The 19378-nt window shown below is 67.7% G+C and carries 11 protein-coding genes and 5 pseudogenes; 1 reads left to right on the forward strand and 15 read right to left on the reverse strand.

The window, feature by feature from the left end; translation table 11 throughout:
* The 7 genes and pseudogenes from EAH89_RS27525 to EAH89_RS33610 form a co-directional block, all read right to left on the reverse strand.
* Positions 1-207, reverse strand: a pseudogene (locus tag EAH89_RS27525) (helix-turn-helix domain-containing protein); the annotation flags it as partial.
* Positions 208-273: 66 nt separating this feature from the next.
* Complete coding sequence (locus EAH89_RS27530; protein ID WP_140886903.1) at positions 274-1950, reverse strand: gamma-glutamyltransferase family protein; 1677 nt, start codon at positions 1948-1950, stop codon at positions 274-276.
* Positions 1947-3557 carry an ABC transporter substrate-binding protein gene (locus EAH89_RS27535; RefSeq protein WP_161993793.1) on the reverse strand — a complete coding sequence of 537 codons (1611 nt, stop codon included), beginning with the start codon at positions 3555-3557 and terminating at the stop codon, positions 1947-1949. Before EAH89_RS27535 ends, EAH89_RS27530 begins: the two co-directional genes overlap by 4 nt.
* Positions 3558-3825: 268 nt before the next feature.
* Positions 3826-4368: pseudogene (locus EAH89_RS27540) on the reverse strand (integrase core domain-containing protein); the annotation flags it as partial.
* A gap of 235 nt (positions 4369-4603) precedes the next feature.
* Positions 4604-4913: pseudogene (locus EAH89_RS33600) on the reverse strand (nitronate monooxygenase); the annotation flags it as partial.
* Positions 4914-4937: 24 nt separating this feature from the next.
* Positions 4938-5399: pseudogene (locus EAH89_RS33605) on the reverse strand (NAD(P)H-dependent flavin oxidoreductase); the annotation flags it as partial.
* A complete protein-coding gene (locus EAH89_RS33610; protein ID WP_206667702.1) occupies positions 5333-5764 on the reverse strand; it encodes an NAD(P)H-dependent flavin oxidoreductase in 432 nt (143 codons plus the stop codon). The gene EAH89_RS33610 and the pseudogene EAH89_RS33605, both read right to left, overlap by 67 nt.
* Positions 5765-6436: 672 nt before the next feature.
* Between EAH89_RS33610 and EAH89_RS27555 the strand changes: the two genes are divergently transcribed.
* Positions 6437-7924, forward strand: a complete 1488-nt coding sequence (locus EAH89_RS27555; protein ID WP_161993794.1) for an AAA family ATPase — start codon at positions 6437-6439, stop codon at positions 7922-7924.
* Between the two features lie 475 nt (positions 7925-8399).
* Here the strand turns inward: EAH89_RS27555 and EAH89_RS27560 are convergent.
* The 8 genes and pseudogenes from EAH89_RS27560 to EAH89_RS27600 all read right to left on the reverse strand — a co-directional run bounded on the left by EAH89_RS27560 (position 8400) and on the right by EAH89_RS27600 (position 19217).
* Positions 8400-9511, reverse strand: a protein-coding gene (locus EAH89_RS27560; protein ID WP_140886906.1) for an IS3 family transposase whose coding sequence is annotated in 2 segments (ribosomal slippage) — positions 8400-9304 and positions 9304-9511 — 1113 coding nt in all. Because the reading frame shifts where the segments join, the coding sequence is not laid out codon by codon here.
* Between the two features lie 19 nt (positions 9512-9530).
* Positions 9531-9800 (reverse strand): annotated as a pseudogene (locus EAH89_RS27565) (transposase); the annotation flags it as partial.
* 270 nt (positions 9801-10070) lie between these two features.
* Complete coding sequence (locus EAH89_RS27575) at positions 10071-10874, reverse strand: ATP-binding cassette domain-containing protein (protein ID WP_140886907.1); 804 nt, start codon at positions 10872-10874, stop codon at positions 10071-10073.
* The gene (locus tag EAH89_RS27580) at positions 10871-11884 is read right to left on the reverse strand and encodes an ABC transporter ATP-binding protein (RefSeq protein ID WP_140886908.1); all 1014 of its coding nucleotides are present in this window, start codon (positions 11882-11884) and stop codon (positions 10871-10873) included. Before EAH89_RS27580 ends, EAH89_RS27575 begins: the two co-directional genes overlap by 4 nt.
* The gene (locus EAH89_RS27585; protein WP_140886909.1) at positions 11881-12804 is read right to left on the reverse strand and encodes an ABC transporter permease; all 924 of its coding nucleotides are present in this window, start codon (positions 12802-12804) and stop codon (positions 11881-11883) included. The genes EAH89_RS27580 and EAH89_RS27585 overlap by 4 nt, the downstream gene beginning before the upstream one ends.
* Positions 12801-13808, reverse strand: a complete 1008-nt coding sequence (locus tag EAH89_RS27590; protein ID WP_140886910.1) for an ABC transporter permease — start codon at positions 13806-13808, stop codon at positions 12801-12803. Before EAH89_RS27590 ends, EAH89_RS27585 begins: the two co-directional genes overlap by 4 nt.
* 2 nt (positions 13809-13810) lie before the next feature.
* Positions 13811-15394: an ABC transporter substrate-binding protein gene (locus tag EAH89_RS27595; protein WP_140886911.1), complete on the reverse strand. Its 1584-nt coding sequence runs from the start codon at positions 15392-15394 to the stop codon at positions 13811-13813.
* A gap of 13 nt (positions 15395-15407) precedes the next feature.
* A complete protein-coding gene (locus EAH89_RS27600; RefSeq protein ID WP_140886912.1) occupies positions 15408-19217 on the reverse strand; it encodes a hydantoinase B/oxoprolinase family protein in 3810 nt (1269 codons plus the stop codon).
* Positions 19218-19378: the final 161 nt, after the last annotated feature.

A 19378-nucleotide genomic window follows, 5' to 3' on the forward strand; every position in this document is an offset into this window, starting at 1 on the left:
ATCAGGACCGGCGCTGTTGAACTTCAGCACCCAGTCCCGGACGATCTGCAGCGTCACGCCGCCGATCCTGGCCGCTTCGGTCCGCGTCGCACCATCGTAAACCGCAGCTAGCGAAAGCAGCCGCCGGGCCTGAGCCGCATCCTTCGTCCGTCGCGCTGCCACGCGCAGGCGAACCGCGTCGAAGTCACCCCGAAGCGGAATGGCCATGGCGAACCTCCAGCGTTCGCCATCTTGAATCACGATCCGGCCCCATGAGGGAATCCCCCACGAGAGTCAGGGTCTCCGAGATTTAGTATTAACGCCGGTATCGGGATCAAAGCGCACGGCTTCCACACTTCCCGCCAACCAGGTCCAATCCGGCCAGTTCTGGATCTCGTGGCCGCGCTGACGCAAGTCCTCTCGTGAAGCGGTCGAGATGCGTCCCTCCACGGCAAGGCGAGCGGGAAAGTAATCGTACGGCGCAAAGGAGGATGGAAAGGAGTAGGTCGCAATACGCGGTGCCTCGACCGCCTCCTGCAGATCCATGCCAAAATGCAGATGGTTCAGAATAACCTGCAGCATTGCCTGAACCTGCACGTCGCCACCCGGAGTGCCCAGAGGGATCACCGCTCCTGCGCGTGTGACCACCAAGGCAGGGCTTGGGGTCAGGCGTGGCCGCGCACCCGGGCGAACGCCACAAGGGTGCGCGGGGTCAGGACGGGACTGCGTGCCGCGCGGCGAGCATACGAAGCCTAGTCCTGGGATGACCGGCACGTTCCACGTCCCATCGGAAGGGGTAGCGGAAAACGCGTTTCCAAATTTGTCCACAACGGCAACATACGAGGTATCCGGCTCGATGGCGGCAACAAGGCGTGTGCTTGGAACATGAGCGCCAGTGCCTTGGTCAAGCAGGGGGAATGGCATTCCCGGGTGAGCGCGCGCCGGATCGATCCCCGCAACGCGCGCGGCGAGATGTGCCTCACCGAGCAGCGTGTCCAGCGGCACGTCTCGGAAAGCTGGGTCACCGAAGTGGTACTCGCGATCGGCCATCGCCACCTTCAGGGTCTCGGCCAACAAGTGGAGATAATCCGGGCCATTATGTGAAAGGCCGTCGAAGCCAGCCTTCTCCATCAGCAGCAAGGCTTCGAGCAGGGCTGGCCCCTGGCACCATGGACCAGGGGTGGTAACCGCGTGGCCGCGCCATTCGCGAGTGACCGCGGGTTCCAGCCGCGAGTGATACCGCGCGAGATCGCTCGCGGAGAGATAGCCGCCCTGCTCCTTCATGAAGGCAACGATGCGCAGCGCGATGTCACCGCGGTAGAAGGCATCGTGCGCTGCTGCCAGACCATCCTCACGGCCACCCTTGGCCGCCGCGGCGCGATCCTCCTCGGCCATGTGACGGATGGTGGCCGCGAGATCACGCTGGATGAAAAGTGCGCCGACTGGATGTGGCGTCCCGCCCGGAAGGAAGATCGCCGCGTTCGTTGGAAACTCAGCGTAGTCTTTGGCATGGGAGGCGATGCTTTCCGCGAACATCGGGTAGACAGGAAATCCTTCATCGGCAAACCGGATGGCCGCCGACGCGACATCGGCAAAGCTCATCGTGCCGTGCCGACGCAACGCGGTGATCCAGGCATCCGGTGCGGCCGGGACAACGCTGCGCAGCACGCCGCGCGGCATTTTTTCGCCGTGCTCGCGCATGAAAAGGTCGGCCGGAATCGACATAGGCCAGTGACCGAGGCCCGCGATGCTCTCGACCCGCCCGTCGTGGCGACGGATCAAGATCGGTGCGACCCCGCCGAAATTCACGATGTCCGGCTGCACGACCCCGAGCACCAGGCCAGCCGCCACTCCCGCATCGATGGCGTTGCCGCCCGCCTCAAGAATTGCGAGCCCTGCACCACTGGCCAGGTAATGGCCTGCACTGATTGCGTGTCGCGGGCCGGAAACGAGAGGGCGCGTCGTAGTCATGGAGATGGCCTTGCCTGCTGAGCCAGCAACTGTTCGTCCATGCGCGGTTCGTAGAGCACGCCCCGCCGGGCAGCGACGAGAGTCACCTGATTGTACATCGGGATAATCGGCACACGGTCGATGGCGACGCGCATGGCCTGACGAAGCCCTTCGTCACGACCTTTCCCGGATCGTGTGATTGCCGCCTGGATCATCCGGTCCAGGTCAGGCTCTGAGAAGCTGCCTCTGTTGCCCTGGCCATAGGCCTGTTGGACGTCCCGAGTATGCACCGCCGTTGAGAGAATGTAGCTGGCGTCGCGGGACGAGGACAACGAAAGGCCGTAGAGAATGACAGGGAATTCGTTCCGCCCCTCGACGGTACGAGGGAAGAAGACGCTGCCAGGCATGGTCTCGACCTTTACCTGAAGACCCGCGCGGGTGAACATCTGACCAACCGCCTGGCACACCCGCGCGTCGTTCACGAAGCGGTTGTTTGAGCAGCCGATCGTCAGCCCGAAGCCCTGTGGGTAGCCCGCCTCGGCCAGCAGGCGACGCGCTCCTTCAACATCCACCCTTGGCACGATCAAGGACGGGTCGTAGGCCCCGAACTGCGGTGGAACCATCTGTCCCGTCGGGATCGCCTGCCCGTCCAGCGCGCGCGCAGCCAACGCCGAACGGTCGAGCGCCAGAGAAAGCGCTCTTCTTACACGGACGTCTCTCAAGGGGTTCGTCGGCAACGACTTGCCGTCCGAACCTGTCAGCAAGGCCAGCCGCTCCGCACCCACTTGCGGGATCAGGTACATGATGCGGTCGGAATTGCGCCGGAACACCGCCACGCGCGGCTCCCGCTCCAGTCGAGCCACGTCGCCGGGCGGGACGTTCTCGATCAGGTCCACGTCCCCGGCGAGGAGTGCCGCCAGGCGTGAGGCATCGCTGCCGATAACGCGAATCTCAACCTTCTCGTACGCGGGCGGGCTGCCCCAGTAGGTGGGGTTCCGTAGGAGCGACATACCTTCCGAGCCATTCATCTGGACCAGTCGGTAAGGACCAGTGCCGATCGCAGCGCGACCACTGTTGAACTCACCCGTGCTCGCTCCAGCCGGCGTGCCGTCTCCCCTCGCCGCGATATGCGAGACAACGAAGATGTTTGTCAGTTGCCCTAGGAGTGTTGGATTCGGACGGTCGGTCTTGATGCGCAGTGTCAGTGCATCAACAATCTCTGTAGCGAGAATTGTGCGCAGATTGGACACGTAGGGACCGGGGTTGTTTGGCACAGCGGGCACACGGGCGAGGGAAAAGGCGATGTCCTCCGCCGTGAAAGGGCTTCCATCGTGAAAGGTGACACCGGAGCGAAGCCGAAGGGTCCAGGTCGTCTCGTCCGTTTCTTCCCAAGACTGAACCAAGCCAGGCACGAACTGGCTTTCAGAGTCACGGTTGATAACAGTATCGTAAAGATGGCGTGCGGCCGCCATGTTGGGGCCGACGAAAAGAAAGTGCGGATCGATCCCGAAAGGCGCCTCGACCGCAACGGTGAGCACACGAGGTTCACCCTCAGTGGCCAAGGATGGAATGGCGATCAGGAGTAGGCCCGCGACGATAAGATCGCGCCAACCCTTACCTTTCGCCATGCTGCTTTCTCCTGCCGAGCTAGCCATTGTGCGAAAATACCGTCAAAGGTTAGACTCGTCCAACTCTGCTTGCCAGAGCCCGCACGGTTGACGCAGTGCTCGTTAGCTTGAGCAGGGACACTGATCGCGAGGGGGCGGCACTACACGCAGTGTTCCTGAGCGTCCTTGCCGGACGTGGAAGCCCACTTCGGTATCAGAGCACAGCGATGCTGCGGTGTAGTCTGCTGAAGTCACTGACCAGCCCCTACGAGGAGACTCCGGCAGATTTTTAGTTGAGCATGGCTGCGGTCAGTGCTGAGCTGCTGGGTGGACGGCTTGCAGGAGGCTGCAGAGTTGCGAGCAGGAGTACCTCTGGCGCGGGTGGTCGGTAGCGCAGCGAGGAGTGCGGGCGGGCGGTGTTGTAGTGCCGGCGCCACCCCTCGATGAGGACCTTGGCTTCGGCGAGCGTGTTGAACACCTCGGCGTTGAGCAGTTCGTCGCGCAGCTTGCCGTCAAAGCTCTCCACGTAGCCGTTCTCCCAGGGGCTGCCGGGCTCGATGAATGCCGTCTTGGCCCCCACGCCGCTGATCCAGCCCTTCACGGCGGTGGCGGCGAACTCCGGCCTGTTGTCCGAACGAAGATGGCCTGGCACGCCACGAAGGATGAACAGGTCGGACAGCACGTCGATGACGTCGGCGGCCCTGAGCTGGCGACCCACCCGGGTGGCCAGGCACTCGCGGGTGAACTCGTCCACGACATTCAGCATCCGGAACTTGCGCCCGTTCCGGGTGCGGTCTTCCACAAAGTCATAAGCCCACACGTGGTTCGGCCGCACTCACTGCGCCAGCGGTGGTAGCTCTGCTCGGTGACCCCAATCGTGCGCACCGCTGCCACCGCGGTCTTGCTCTGCGCCAGCAACACCTCGACTTACCGCAGCTTGGCAATGATCTCCTCCGGCTTGTGGTGCTTCCTTCCCATCCCAGCACCCTCCACCGTTCCGCCGGACTCACCCTACCGGCGGATCGCTTCTACGTGGGAAGGTCAACCACCTGCATGAGGCTGGGTGCTTACGCACCAACACCTGACAGAATTGCCAGCGTCTCCGCCGCTAGCCTGCGGGTGAGCTCGCCCGCGGGCATCTCGCGCCCCAAGGCGGCCGCCTGGCCTGCCCACAGGCTCATGAAGTCTCCCGAGCCCAGTGCTTCCGTGTGAACACGGAGCGGAACCAGGGAGCCACCGGCTGTCGGGAAGGCCGGAGCCAGCGGTGAGATTGGCCCGAGGTCTCTCATGACCCGATTGACGATCCCGCGGGCGGGGCGGCCGGTGAAGATGTTGGTCAGCTCTGTCTCGTGCTCGTCGGCGCGGCGCAGCGCCTCGCGATGGGCCGCCGAGGCCCATGGCGATGATGGCGTTACAGCCGTGCGCCTCCAGCCAGCGTGCCTCGGCCACCGTGGTTGCGGAGGAGACGATGCGGGCGCCGGTTTGCCTCACCCGATCCAGCAAGCCTTCCTCAGGCAGGCCGAAGTGGAAGCTGCACACGGGGGGGCGCATCTCTTCCACAAGGGCGCAGAACGCCTCGTCGAACGGCGCGCGGCCGCTCGCGGGCGGCGGGGCGTCGTGGTCCAGGCCGAACTCGACGTAGTAGCGCTTCAGCGCCCCATGCCACGCCGCGGCGCGTACCGGGTCAGGCTCCGGAGACGCGTGGCAGAAGAAGTTCATGTTGAAGGGTCGTGAGGTACTGCCCTTCACCCTCTGCACAGCCTCCCGAGCCTGCTGCGGCGTGTACTGGGCGCAGGTCAGGGACCCGAGCCCTCCGGCCTCGCTGACCGCGACGACCATCTCGGGCGTCGTGCTCCCGGCCATGGGCGCCTGGATGATGGGAGCCTCGATGCCGAACAGGTCCAGGATGCGGCGATCAGTCCAAGCCATGCTGGCTTCCNGTAGCGCTTCAGCGCCCCATGCCACGCCGCGGCGCGTACCGGGTCAGGCTCCGGAGACGCGTGGCAGAAGAAGTTCATGTTGAAGGGTCGTGAGGTACTGCCCTTCACCCTCTGCACAGCCTCCCGAGCCTGCTGCGGCGTGTACTGGGCGCAGGTCAGGGACCCGAGCCCTCCGGCCTCGCTGACCGCGACGACCATCTCGGGCGTCGTGCTCCCGGCCATGGGCGCCTGGATGATGGGAGCCTCGATGCCGAACAGGTCCAGGATGCGGCGATCAGTCCAAGCCATGCTGGCTTCCCTATTGAAGCGGCGATGACCGTATCATCGGTGAGCAGATAGCCGCGTCCTAGACCAGCGCGTCTGAGGCGATGCTGGGTGGGAATATAGCCGCCGTAAAGCGCACGAAGCACCCTGAGTGGCCGCAGGCCCCAGGCGACGCCCCCTTCGGTAAAGAGGAAGAAATGTGCTCGCATCGGATCGGAAGACGATTGACTGGCCGTTTATGTTCCTTTTACGTTCCTCTCTGTGACGGATCGCCCCGCCATCTCGGCTTTCAGAGCCGCTGCATCAGCCGCCCCCGAGGCGCTGCGGGCGATCGTCCTCACTGAGACCCTGCGAATACGGACAGGGCGGATGGCGCAGGCCTGAGACGGACAGCGGACTGCCGCTGATCGCTTGAGGCCTGGCTCTTCCGTTCCCCCCACCTCCCGCCCTCATGGGGCGGGAGGTGGGTAAATCCACCCGAACGCAGGGTCGTAACCCCATGACCACTCTTTTCGGCCGCCGCATCACCGGCGACGCGTGCATGCGCGCGGCGTGCAGCCCGACGATGGAGGCGGGCTCATGAGCCACGCCGACGATGGCACTCCTGGCCGCCGGGCAGTCCGTGCCTCCACCGATGGCTGCACGGCGCCGTTGGATGCCCTCTCCAGGGCCGCGGCGAAGGGACGCCACTTGCCCATGCTGCACAACCTCCTCCGCGGCTGCTCGCTGTTCAAGGAAGACGTCCAGGCCGATGCCGCCCAGTTCGCGGCGAAGGCGCTCGACCGCCTGGACGGCAACGAAGCGTCCGCGCACCCGCTGCTCTTCGCCTTGAGCGAGCTCACCCACGTCCCGGGCCCCGAGGACTACCTTATCGCTGCCAAGGCCTATGAGGATCTCCAGCGCGAAAGCCCGCAGGCGCGGCTGACCGCGATGGAGGTAGGGGTGCGGTGCCACCTCTACGCCGCCCTGAACGGCGTGCACGCCTCCTCACCCGGCATCAGCCAGGAGGATGCCGCCAGCTATGCCACGGCCGCCGTCGCTTGGCTGCTGGCGGCCAACGGCCAGACGATGCTGCCCGAGCGGTGGTCCCGCGAGGGTGCCGCGGGGTTCCTGCCATCTGCTTTGGGTCCTGACGGTCCGGGCGAGCAGATGCTCGTCAAGATGCTGACCAATCGGGAAGCACTGCTTCGGCAGAGTAGGGGCCAGGAGGCCGACCCTCCCCGCGGCAGACGAGCACCGAGCATGATCCGTCCTTTCATGCAGGAGGAGGATGAACCGGAGGACGGCGAGCCGCCCACCGAAGCGGATGCCGAAGCCGACGCACCCACGGCCGTGGTGTTCACCGAGGTCGGGAGCGCGCAAACGCCTGCGGGTCAGCGGGTGCTGCTCGAATTCAAGGACCTGCTGAACCTGCCGCTTCCACTGGAGCCGGTGCCTGACCTGGCCGATCTCAGGAAGGCTCTCCTGTACGAGTTCCCGCATGCAGCGGTGGTATGTGACGCCATCCTTCAGGATTTTGTAGGCCGGTCCCACGTCGCCCTCAGGCCGGTGCTGCTGGTCGGGCCACCTGGCTGCGGCAAGACAACCTTCGCCATGCGGCTGGCGGAACTTCTGGATCTGCCGATGGAGGTCTACGGCTGCGGTGGCGTATCGGACTCGGCGTTTGCGGGGACAGCGCGGCAGTGGAACACCGGTAACCCGGCGCTGCCGACCGGAATGATCAGGAGTCATCGGCACGCCAGCCCGGTCGTCATCCTTGATGCGGTCGAGAAGGCCGGGACGTCGCGGACCAACGGCAGCCTGCCCGATGCACTGTTGGCGATGCTCGAGAAGCGGACGGCGCGGTGCTGGCGCGATCCCCACCTCGAGGCGCCGGTCAACATGGAGCATGTGGTCTGGCTGGCAACGGCGAACGACGCATCGGAATTGCCAACCGCGCTCCGGGATAGGTTTCGATTGATCCCTGTTCCCGTACCCAGCCTTAACCATTTAGAAGGCCTGTCGAATGGTATGATGCGCGATTTGGTGGTCACACGCGGTTGGCGGCGAGAATGGGCCCTGCCGGTCGATGGCGCCGAATTGAGGGCCTTAGCTGCCATGTGGAAGGGCGGGTCTCTCCGAACACTACGCCGGATGGTGGAGGTCGTCCTGGCTGCTCGGGACCTTGCCGATGCCGTGCACTGACCGCAGCACACTCAGGCGAGTCCCACATGGGCTCTCGTTAGAGAGAGCAAGGACCGATGTCCAGATCCCTTATCAGGTCACGGATGCACCGATTGTCATTGGGATTCATGATCAGCAACCGCTCGAAGCAGGCACGGCTCTCATCAGGATATCCGGCCTCGCAAAGCGCCACTCCAAGCGCCTGAACGGCTCGCATGTAAGGCCGGGTGCCGACATCTCCCCACCAGCAAAGGTCATGGTCGACCCGCTCGGCCACTGACCCCCACAGCCACTCGCCCGCCGCGACGGCGGCCTCAAGGTGGCGAAGCCGGGTCGACAGGTCACCGGAGTGCTCGGCCAGGACCAGCCGGGCGTCTATGCAGCCTGGATCATGGCGTATCGCCCGGGTGGCGAGGACAAGGCGGTCAAAGCTGGTAGCCGTCTGCATTGCACCCACGAAGCTGACCAGCCTCCACGAGGTGGCCCAGGCCGATTTTTAGTGGAGCATGGCCGCGGCCTGTCCTGAGCTGGTGGGTGGTTGGCCGACGGAGGACGGCAGAGGTGATGTCAGGAGCACCTCTGGCGCGGGCGGTCGGTAGCGCAGCGAGGAGTGCGGGCGGGCGGTGTTGTAGTGGCGGCGCCACCCCTCGATCAGCACCTTGGCCTCGGCGAGCGTGTTGAACACCTCGGCGTTGAGCAGTTCGTCGCGCAGCTTGCCGTCAAAGCTCTCCACGTAGCCGTTCTCCCAGGGGCTTCCGGGCTCGATGAACGCCGTCTTGGCCCCCACGCCGCTGATCCAGCCCTTCACGGCGGTGGCGGCGAACTCCGGCCCGTTGTCCGAACGAACATGGCCGGGCGTACCGCGGAGGATGAACAGGTCGGACAGCACGTCGATCACGTCAGCGGCCCTGAGCTGGCGACCCACTCGGACGGCCAGGCACTCGCGGGTGAACTCGTCCACGACGTTCAGCATCCGGAACTTGCGCCCGTCCCGGGTGCGGTCCTCCACGAAATCGTAGGCCCAGACGTGGTTCGGCCGCTCCGGCCGCAGCCGCACGCAGGAACCGTCGTTGAGCCACAGCCGCCCGCGCTTGGGCTGCCGGGCCGGTACCTTCAGCCCTTCACGGCGCCAGCTGCGCTCCGCCCTCTTGTGATTGCATCGCCAACCCTCGGCCCGCAGCAGCGCGGTGATCCGCCGGTACCCATAGCGCCCGTACTGCCGGGCCAAGCCAATGATGCTCACGGTGAGCGCCACCTCGTCGTCCGCCTGCCTCGGCGCCTTCCGCTGCGTCGAGCGGTGCTGACCGAGCACCTTGCAGGCAAACCGCTCCGAGACGTCGAGTTCCTTCGTGACGTGCTCGACGCAGGCCCGACGACGGGCGGCGCTCACGGGTTTCCCGAGGCGGCTTCCTTCAGCACCAGCTTCTCGAGCGTCAGGTCTGCCACCGCCTTGCGGAGCCTGCCGTTCTCCTGCTCCAGCAGCTTGAGGCGCTTCACCTGGTCCAGCTTCAGGCCGCCGTACTCGCTCCGCCAGCGATAGTAGCTCTGCTCGGTCACCCCCATTGCCCGCACAGCCTTGGCAGCGGTCTTGCCCTGCGCCAGCAACACCTCGACGCGCTCACGGGTTTCCCGAGGCGGCTTCCTTCAGCACCAGCTTCTCGAGCGTCAGGTCTGCCACCGCCTTGCGGAGCCTGCCGTTCTCCTGCTCCAGCAGCTTGAGGCGCTTCACCTGGTCCAGCTTCAGGCCGCCGTACTCGCTCCGCCAGCGATAGTAGCTCTGCTCGGTCACCCCCATTGCCCGCACAGCCTTGGCAGCGGTCTTGCCCTGCGCCAGCAACACCTCGACCTGCCGCAGCTTGGCCACGATCTCCTCCGGCTTGTGGTGCTTCCTTCCCATCCCAACACCCTCCACGGTTCCGCCGGGCTCACTCTACCGGCGGACCGCTTCTACGGGGGAAGGTCAGAGCGGCGAACCGCCGGGGGCAAGACAAAGTCCGAGATCATTTGTTGTCTCAAGCGCTACGTCGCCCGCGAGATCTATGGCTATCTCTGTCGCCCCGCCGACGCCCAACACCCAGCCTCAGCAGGCGCTTGACCGCTATGGGATCTTCAGCGCCCCGGGAAATTCCCAGAAAGCATGGGCCGGTTTCCAAGTTTAGGATTGGCGCTAGGAGGCACGCTCGCCGATGCTGTCCGCTTCGTGCAGATCCGTGATGCCGGGGGTCAGGACCGAGCCGAGCAGTGCGCGCGTGTAGGCCTCACGGGGATCCTGAAGCACCTGTGCGACCGGCCCCATCTCGATTACCTTGCCTTGCCGCAACACCATCACCTCGTCACAGAGCAGCCGCACCACGGCGAGGTTGTGCGACACGAAGAGATAGGCGAGTTGGTGCCGCTGCCGCAGTCCACGCAGCAGATCGATGATCTGCGCCTGAACGGAGACGTCGAGCGCGGAGGTAGGCTCGTCCAGCAGCAGCGCCCGTGGCCCGGGCGCGAGAGCACGCGCGATGCAAACACGTTGCTTCTGGCCGCCCGAGAGCTCATGCGGGTAGCGCCAGAGAAACTCAGGCCCGAGGCCCACATCCGTCAGCAGTCCGGCGACCCGGCCTTGCATCCTCGTCCGGCCGAGGCCGCCGAGGATGCGCAGCGGCTCCGCCACGGAGTCGTGCACCGTGCTGCGCGGGTTCAGAGCCGAATGCGGGTTCTGGAACACCACCTGCACGGCGCGCCGCAGCGACCGCAGCGCGGCCCCGCCCGCGCCGGTGATATCGGCCCCGTCCAGTAGCACGCGCCCGGTCGAGACAGGCTGCAAGCCGAGCAACGTGCGCAGCAGGGTGGATTTGCCCGAGCCAGACTCCCCGACCAGTCCCAACGCCGCGCCGGGCCTCAGCGCGAGGGAGACGTTCTCCACGGCCAGATGTTGCCCGAAGCAGACTGATACCTCCTCCGCGCTCAGCAGCGGTACCGTCATGCCGGCGTTCCCGAGAGCCCGAACTCCGCAGGCGCCATGCTCTGCGCTACGGCGTGACACGCTACCAGATGCTGCGCGGCGTCCGCCGGGATAAGCGGCGGCTTCTCGCGTGCGCAAACCGGCATTGCCAAGGGGCAGCGCGGGTGGAACCGGCATCCCGAGGGCGGGTGGCGCAGGTCCGGAATGCTGCCCGGGATGCTGGTGGGCATGTGCTCCGGCCTGTTCAAATCCGGAATGGCGGCGAGTAGCCCGCGCGTGTAGGGGTGCTGCGGGGCGCGAAACAGTGCCTCCGCCGGGGCATCTTCCACGATGGCGCCGGAGTACATGACGACAATGCGCCGGCACACGGCGCCGATCACGCCGAGATCATGGCTGATCAGCATCAGGGTCAGCCCGAGCCGCCTAACGAGATCGGCGATGAGCGCCAGTACCTGCCGTTGGATCGTGACGTCGAGAGCCGTCGTCGGTTCATCGGCAATCAGAAGGCGCGGATTTCCAGCCAAGGCTTGGGCGATCAGCACGCGCTGTCGCATCCCGCCCGACAGTTCGTGCGGATAGCGCGAGAGCAAGGCTTCGGCCTCCGCCAGGCGGACGGATTCCAGCAGCGCGACGCTCCGGGCCCTCAGCGCCCTGCGCGACAGCCCGGGCTCGTGCGCCCGCAGGACCTCCGCCATCTGTTGGCCGATGGTGAAGACGGGATTGAGATAGGTGACGGGGTCCTGGAACACCATCCCGATGTCCCGTCCGCGCATCCGGCGCAGCGCGGCCTGGTCCATGCCAAGGATGTCGGCGCCGTCGAAGCGGATGGCGCCGCCCGTCACCCGCGCCGGCGGGGAGGGGTTCAGCCGCAGCAGGCTGCGTGCGAGAACAGACTTGCCGCAGCCCGTTTCGCCGACGATGCCGACGGCCTCGCCTGTTGCGACCGACAGGTCGATGCCGTCCAGCACGTGGGCGCGCCCCTCGAAGCCGTCGAAGACAAGACGGAGGTCGCGGATCTCAAGCAGGCTCATCCCTTGGAGCTCCGCGGGTCGAGCGTGTCGCGCAGCCCGTCGCCGAACAGGTTGAAGCCGAGAACGGTAAGGAAGATGAACAGCCCGGGAGCCGCGGAGTACCACCACCAGTCCGGCATGAAGGTCCGCCCGACGGAGATCATGGCGCCCCATTCCGGCGCCGGCGGCTTCGCGCCCAGGCCGATGAAGCCGAGGGAGGCCGCCGCGAGGATGGCCATGCCCATGTCCATGCTGGCCTTCACGACCAGAGGGCTGATGCAGTTGGGCAGGATGTGGTGCCGCAGGATCCAGCCGTGGGAGGCGCCCATGGTCCGCGCGGCCTCCACATAGGCCTCGGAGCGCAGCGTCAGCGCCTTTGCCTCGATCAGGCGAACATAGCCCGGCCACCAGACGATGGTGAGCGCCAGCACCCCGTGCAGGATGCCGGGGCCGAGCGAGGCGACGATGGCCAGCGCCAGCACCAGTCCCGGCACGGCCAGGAAGACGTCCGTGACGCGCATGATGACGGAGCGCATGCGCCCGCCGAAGTATCCCGCCGCCGCGCCGAGGGGCACGCCGACCAGCGCCGCCAGGCCGGTGATGGTCAGCCCGATCCAGAAGCTCGTGCGGGTGCCGACGATGACGCGGGTGAAGATGTCGTTCCCCATCTCGTCGGTGCCGAAGAAATGCGCGGAGGAGGGCGGCTGGAGGCGGCGCGCCAGGTTCACCGCGCCTTGCGCATCCTCCGGGTAAGGCACGATCCAGGGTCCGATCGCCGCCAGCAGGAGGAAGGCCAGCACTAGGGCAAGCCCGAGGAGCGCGGAGGGGCTTCGAGCGAACGTCCAGGCGAAGAAGCGCATCTGCCGGAACAGGCCGGCATGCTCCACGCGAAGACGCGCCAAGCGTGGCCCGGCCGGCGGTGCGGCGGCGGTCGTGCTCATGCGCTCCGGGTCCGCGGGTCGAGCCAGCCATAGGCGAGGTCGACCAGGAGGTTCGCCAGCATGAAGATCAGGCCGATCGTCAGCGTCACTCCCATGACCGGCTTGAAGTCGGAGGCGATGGCGGAGTTGACGGCGTAGAGGCCGATGCCGGGCCAGTCGAACACCGTTTCGACCAGCACGGTGCTGCCCAGCATCCAGCCGAAGCGGAGCCCGATCATGGCGAGCGTCGGCAGCATGGCGTTCTTCAACGCCAGCCTCCCGACCACCCGACGCGGGACCACCCCGTGCGCGCGCGCGGCGGTGATGTGGTCCGAGCCCAGCACCTCGATCATCTCGGCCCGGTTCACCCGCAGCACGGAGGCCAGGCACGGAAGCGACAGCACGAAGGCCGGCAGCACCGAATGGGCGGCCGCATCGCCGACGATCGCCCATTGACCGGCGAGCAGCGCGTCGAAGAGCACCATGCCCGTTATGACCGGTGGCGGATCGGCGGCGATGGAGAGCTGCCCGCCCGTCGGCAACCATCCCATCCACACCGCCAGGACGAGTTGCAGCAGCAGCGCGATCCAGAAGGCCGGTAGCGCCACCCCTGAGACCGCGAGCACGCGGATGCCGTGGTCGAGCAGCGAGTGGCGCCGCACCGCCGAGAGGATGCCCAGGGGAACACCCACCGCGCAGGCGAAACCCATGGCCAGCAGCACGAGTTGCAGGCTGGCCGGCACGTAGCGCGAGAGATCGTCCATCACCTCATTCCCGCTTTGGATGGAGCGCCCCAGCCGGCCCTGCAGGAGGTCGCCCACGTAGCGGAGGAACTGCTCGGGCAGCGGCCGGTCCAGGCCGTATTCCCGGCGCATGGTGGCGACCATCTCCGGCGTTGCGTCGGGTCCGGCCGCGAGCGCCGCCGGATCGGCCGGCGTGACGTTGGAGATGACGAAGGTGATCAGCACCAGCCCCGCCAGCATCAGCGCGACATAGGCGATGCGGCGGGCCAGGTAGCGGAGCATCGTCAGGCGCGCGCCGCGTAGAGCGGGAAGAGGTCCACCTCGCCCGTCAGGTTCAGCGGCTGGGACTGGAAGCCCTTCACGTAGCCGCGCATGGCCCATTGCTGGTTGGCGGTCATGCAGAAGATCACGGGCTGGAGCTCGACCACGCGGCACTGGATGCGGGCGTAGAGGTCGGCGCGCTTCGCCTCGTCGAGCTCGACCGCCGCCTCGGCGACCGTGCGGTCGATCTCGGCGTCGCGCAGGTGGTGGATGCCCCGGAACTGCCCGGCAGCGGAGGAGGCGTACTGCGACGCGACCGTATCCGGGGAGGTGGTGACGGGCGTGACGTAGACGGCCGTCATCGCCGCCGCCGTCTCCGGCGAGGCGCCGCGGCCGACCAGCGTTGGCCAGGGCTGGGCGACAAGGTTCACCTTGATGCCAAGGGGCTGCAACGCGGCCAGGAGCACGAGCCCGATCTGCCGCTGCACCTCGTGCCCGGCGATATGGAGGAACTCGAGCTCGATCCCCCCCTCGGGCGTGGCGGTCTTCGCCAGATACCCCTTGGCCAGCTCCAGGTTCCGGCGCGGCATGTCGAGGGTGATGCGTCCCTCGGTCACCACGGGGAAGGGCCCGTCCATCAGCCGGGCGGCGCCCTTGTGGATGGTGATCAGGGCGTCGTAATCGAAGGCGTAGGCGATGGCCTTGCGCAGGTTGACGTCCGCCGTCGGTCCCTTCTGCGTGTTCAGCATGATGGCGAAGGGGGCGGCCCCCGGCACGTCCGCGATGGTCATCCCCGGCATCCTGCCGAGCTGATCGATGTCGTCCGGCGTCAGCCCGGCGGCCACGTCCACCTCGCCGCGCTGCAGCGCCGCCTTGCGGGGAGAGGATTCGCGCATGACGCGGTAGATCACCCCGGCGGGGCGGTCCGCCTCCGCCATCGGCCAGCCCTTCCAGTAGTCCGGCACCGCCTCGAGCGACATGACGCTCTGCCCGTCCCAGCGGCGGATGCGGAAGGGACCGGAACCGGCCTCGGCGGTGGTCAGCCACTTCTGCCCGTCGTCGTCGCCCTCCTGGTTGGCCATCACCTGCTTGGGGTTGGTGATGAACCAGAGGGGCATGAAGGAGAGAAAGTCGGGGTAGGGCTGCTCCAGCGTGAAGCGCACGGTGCGCGCGTCCAGCGCCACGGTGTTCCCGGGCTTCAGGTGCTTGGACAGCATCCACGAGATGCCCTTGTTCAGCCGCAGGCCGCGCTCGAAGGAGAAGCGCACGGCCTCGGCATCCAACGGGTCGCCGTTGTGGAACTTGGCGTTTCCGACGAGGTGGAAGGTCCAGGCCTTGCCATCCGCGCTCGTCTCCCACCGCTCGGCCAGCCAGGGGACGACGCGCGGCGGCGTGCCGTCGTAGCGCACCAGCGCGTCGTACAGGCAGCGCTGCATCATCCGCGTGGACCAGTCATAGCGCTGGTGCGGGTCGAGGATCGGCACGGGCTGGTTGCCGGAGAAGACCAGGATCCGCCGGTTGCCCTCTCGCTCGAACCCGTAGGCGGGATCGAGCGAGGAGGCCGCCACCGCGGCGCCCGCGCCAAGGAGGAAGCTACGGCGATCCATGGTTCGGTCCTCTCTACTCGGCCGCCCGGGCGGCCGCGGGGGTGGATGCGGCACCAGGGCCGGCATAGCCGTCAAGCACGTCCTGTTCCACGAGCCAGGCCGGCCGGTCCTCCGGCGCCCCGAAGCCGGAGCCGCCGCAGAGGCGGATCTCGATCATCTGACTGGTGTCGACCAGCGTCACCAGCTCGCCCGTCCCGCAGTCCCGGACCAGGTTCCCCTCCCGGTCGAGCACGGCGCCGCGCGCCGGCCCGCCCTGCTGCCCGCCGAAGAGGCCCGGCGCCTCGACCCCTACGCCCTCGGCCGCCACCGAGGCCTGGGTGGGCCGGCCGTCGTCGTGCAGCTTGCGCATGCGGGTGCGGGTGCCGAGCCCTCCGCGATGCCTTCCCGGCCCGCCGGACCCCTCGATGAGGGATTTCTCCACGACGAGCACCGGCGCACGCGTCTCGAACAGCTCGATGGAGGTGTTGGCCGCCGAGGTGGGCCAGAGCAGCGCCGACTTCCCGTCCCCCCGCGCGCCCGCGCCCTGGCCACCGCCCATGAAGAAGTGGTCGGCGTAGAGGCGACCGGCCGCGTCCAGGCCGTGCACCTTGATCGAGACCGGAAGGCCGGTATGCGCCTGCACGCGGTCCGGCGCCGCTTCGGAAAGGGCGCGGAAGATGTTGGGGGCGAGGTACCAGCCCGTGCGCGTGCGCAGCGCCACCGCGGCCGGCCGCGTGCAGTTCAGCACGGAGCCCTCCGGCGCCTTCACCCGCACCGGGCGGTAGCAGCCGGCGTTGCCGCGCACGCCCGGGCTGAGGATGCACTTCAGCGGGTAGGAGCCGTGCGCCTCGGTGTAGCTGAAGGTGCAGTTCAGCCCGCCTCGGGGGAGCTGGGCCGGGGCGCCGGCGAAGTCCAGCTCGATCTCGTCCCCCGCCACGGTCAGCTTTAGCGGGTAGCGCAGCGTCTGGCCGAGCATGTTGTTGCTCACCTCGGAGCGGTAGACGCCGTCCGGCAGCGCGCGGATGGCGTCGCGCATCGCCTTCTCCGCCCGCCCCTGGACCACCGCGGCCAGCGCGCGGAGGTCGTGCATGCCGTAGTCCTGCATGAAGGAGAGCAGGCGCTCCGCCCCCTGCGCGTTGGCTGCCACGAAGGAGTGCAGGTCGCCCAGCACCTCCTCGGGCTTGCGCACGTTCTCGCCGATCAGGTCGAACAGCGTGTCGTTCGCCTCGCCGGCGCGGTAGAGCTTCGCGGGCGGGATCTGCAGGCCCTCGTCGAAGATCTCCTCCGCCCGCAGCCCGTCCTTGATGCCGCCGATGTCCCCCACATGCCCCACCGTGCCGAGCAGCGCGACCAGCCGCCCCTCGTGGAAGACGGGGGTGACGATGGCGATGTCGTAGAGGTGCCCGGCGCAGAGCCAGGGGTCGTTGGTGATCAGCACGTCGCCCGGGCGGAGCGTCTCGGCCGGGAACTTCTTCAGCATGGCCTTCACCGCCCGCGGCAGGGTCAGGTTGAAGACCGGCATGGCGCGCGGGGAATGCGCGAGGGACTCCCCCGTCGCGTCCAGCAGGTCGCAGGCGAAGTCCTGCGCCTCGGAGACGATAAGGCTGAAGGCGGTGCGGCAGATCGTGTGCCACATCTCCTCCACGATGGTGACCAGGCGGCTCCACATGATCTCGAGCGAGACCGGGTCCGCCTCGATCAGCGCCCGCGCCTCGTCCATGGGGGTCTGGGGCGTGATGCGGGCGGCGATCGGGGCCGCGACGCCCACCTTGATGCGCAGCGTGCCCGCGGCGCCCACCGTCACGCTGTCCTGCGGGCCGAGGATGGTGGTCGCCTCGCGCTCCTCGATGATGGCGGGTCCCTGAACGGTCTCGCCCATGGCGAGGGCGTAGCGGTCGAGGACGGGGGTGTCGTGGAAGGCGTCGCCGAACCAGGCCATGCGGCTGCCCTTGCGCGCCGTGCCGGCCGTGGGGGCGCCTGCCTGCTCCACGGTCAACGCGGGAACCGGGCCCGACGCGCGGACGCGGAAGGAAATGACCTCCGCCGAGACGCCCTCGTACACCGAGGTGAAGCGGGCGGAGTACACGGCCCGGAAGGCTTCCAGCACCTGCGGGATAGAGGCGGCGGTGATCGGGCCGGCGGGCAGGGGCACGCTGATCTCGTGCAACTGGCCGGCCAGCCGCATGTCAGCGCTGCGCTCGACGGTGATGTCCGCCTCGGCAATGCCGGCGGCGGTCAGCATGGCGACCGTCTCGGCCGAGAGCTCCGCCAGCACCGCCTCCATGGCCGCCGGCGCCCCGGCATCGTCCAGGGAGAGTGGCAGGGAGCGGACCTGCTCGAAGGAGAGCGGGGCGGCGAGGAACCCAAGCGCGGAGGCCGCACCGGAGGCCGGCGGGATCAGCACCTCCTGCACGCCGAGGATGCGCGCCACCTCCACGGCGTGCGCCGGGCCCGCGCCGCCGAAGCCCACCATGGCGTAGCGCCGCGGGTCCTTGCCCTTTTCGATGATGTGGATGCGGGCGGCAGCGGCCATGCTCTCCGTCACCGTCCGGTGGATGCCCCAGGCGGTCTCCACCGCGGAGAGGCCGAGCCCCTCTCCCACCCGTGCCAGCGCCGCTTCGGCCGCCGCCTTGTCGAGCGACATGCGGCCACCGAGGAAGAAGCCGGGATCGTAGTAGCCGAGGGCGAGGTTCGCATCCGTCACCGTGGGCTGGATGCCACCGCGGCCGTAGCAGGCCGGGCCGGGATCGGCCCCGGCCGAATGCGGCCCCACCTTCAGCAGCCCCACCTCGTCGATGGCGGCGATGGAGCCGCCGCCCGCGCCGATCTCGATCATGTCGATGACCGGCGCCTTGATGGGCAGGCCCGAACCCCTCTTGAACCGGTGCAGCCGCGCCACCTCCATCATCGGCGCGATCTCGCAGCGTCCGGCCTCGATCATGCAGGCCTTGGCCGTGGTGCCGCCCATGTCGAAGGAGATGATGTCCGCCTGGCCGACGAGCTTGCCGAAGAAGGCGGTGGCCAGCCCGCCGCCGGCCGGGCCGCTCTCCAGCAGGCGGATGGGGTAGGCGCGCGCCGCTTCCGGCGAGACGAGCCCGCCGGCCGATTGCATCAGCCGCAGCGCGCCGCGGAAGCCGCTCGTCCACAGCTCGCGCTCAAGACGCTGGAGATAGCGGTCCATCAGGGGCTGGACGTAGGCGTTGGCGCAGGTGGTGACGAAGCGCTGGTACTCCCACAGTTCCGCGACCACCTCGGAGGAGAGGGAGAGGGGAAGGTCCGGGAAGCTCTCGCGGATCGCGACGGCAGCGGCCTTCTCGTGCGCCATGTTGCGATAGGCGTGCAGGAAGCAGATGGCGATGGCCTCCGCCCCGTCCGCGACCAGGCGCGCCGCCGCGTGCTTCACCGCGTCGACATCGAGCGGCGTCACGACCTGCCCTTCCCGGTCCATCCGCTCCGCGACTTCCAGGCGACGGCGGCGAGGAACCAGGGCGTCGGGGAACTGCAGGAAGAGGTCGTAGATGTCGTAGCGCTGCTCGGTCCCGATCTCCAGGATGTCACGGAATCCCGCGCTCGTGATCATGCCCAGCGTCGCGCCCTTGCGCTCGATCAGCGCGTTCGTCACCAGCGTCGTGCCGTGCACGATCTCCGTGATGTCGGAGAGCGAGAGACCCGCGTCCGCCACCAGTTCCGACAACCCGGCCAGCGCGCCCTGGGAGGGATCCTGCGGCGTGGTCAGGCACTTGTGCAGGCGTATGGTCGCGGTGCGCCGGTCCAGCAGGATGAAATCCGTAAAGGTGCCACCGATATCAAAGCCGATCCGGTAACGTCCGAAATCATCCGCCATGGAAGGCCACTCCACTTCTTGCGGGATGGCGGGAGCCGAGCCGCTCCCGCTGCCGCCTGCATGTCGCGAAGGATAGCGGCCGCCGCGCCGGGCGACATAAGGGCCGACCCGTATGCAGGGACGCGCACACGCGCCGCCTGCCCGCGCCCGCGGCAGGTTGC

This window comes from Muricoccus nepalensis, from assembly GCF_006438825.1.
GTDB lineage: Bacteria > Pseudomonadota > Alphaproteobacteria > Acetobacterales > Acetobacteraceae > Roseomonas > Roseomonas nepalensis.

What these genes read in the sequence shown, in the direction of transcription:
- EAH89_RS27600 (WP_140886912.1), bottom strand. Translation starts at nt 19,217, where the DNA reads ATGGCGGATGATTTCGGACGTTACCGGATCGGCTTTGATATCGGTGGC.
- EAH89_RS27580 (WP_140886908.1), bottom strand. Translation starts at nt 11,884, where the DNA reads ATGAGCCTGCTTGAGATCCGCGACCTCCGTCTTGTCTTCGACGGCTTC.
- EAH89_RS27535 (WP_161993793.1), bottom strand. Translation starts at nt 3,557, where the DNA reads ATGGCGAAAGGTAAGGGTTGGCGCGATCTTATCGTCGCGGGCCTACTC.
- EAH89_RS27590 (WP_140886910.1), bottom strand. Translation starts at nt 13,808, where the DNA reads ATGCTCCGCTACCTGGCCCGCCGCATCGCCTATGTCGCGCTGATGCTG.
- EAH89_RS27555 (WP_161993794.1), top strand. Translation starts at nt 6,437, where the DNA reads ATGCTGCACAACCTCCTCCGCGGCTGCTCGCTGTTCAAGGAAGACGTC.
- EAH89_RS27595 (WP_140886911.1), bottom strand. Translation starts at nt 15,394, where the DNA reads ATGGATCGCCGTAGCTTCCTCCTTGGCGCGGGCGCCGCGGTGGCGGCC.
- EAH89_RS27530 (WP_140886903.1), bottom strand. Translation starts at nt 1,950, where the DNA reads ATGACTACGACGCGCCCTCTCGTTTCCGGCCCGCGACACGCAATCAGT.
- EAH89_RS27585 (WP_140886909.1), bottom strand. Translation starts at nt 12,804, where the DNA reads ATGAGCACGACCGCCGCCGCACCGCCGGCCGGGCCACGCTTGGCGCGT.
- EAH89_RS27575 (WP_140886907.1), bottom strand. Translation starts at nt 10,874, where the DNA reads ATGACGGTACCGCTGCTGAGCGCGGAGGAGGTATCAGTCTGCTTCGGG.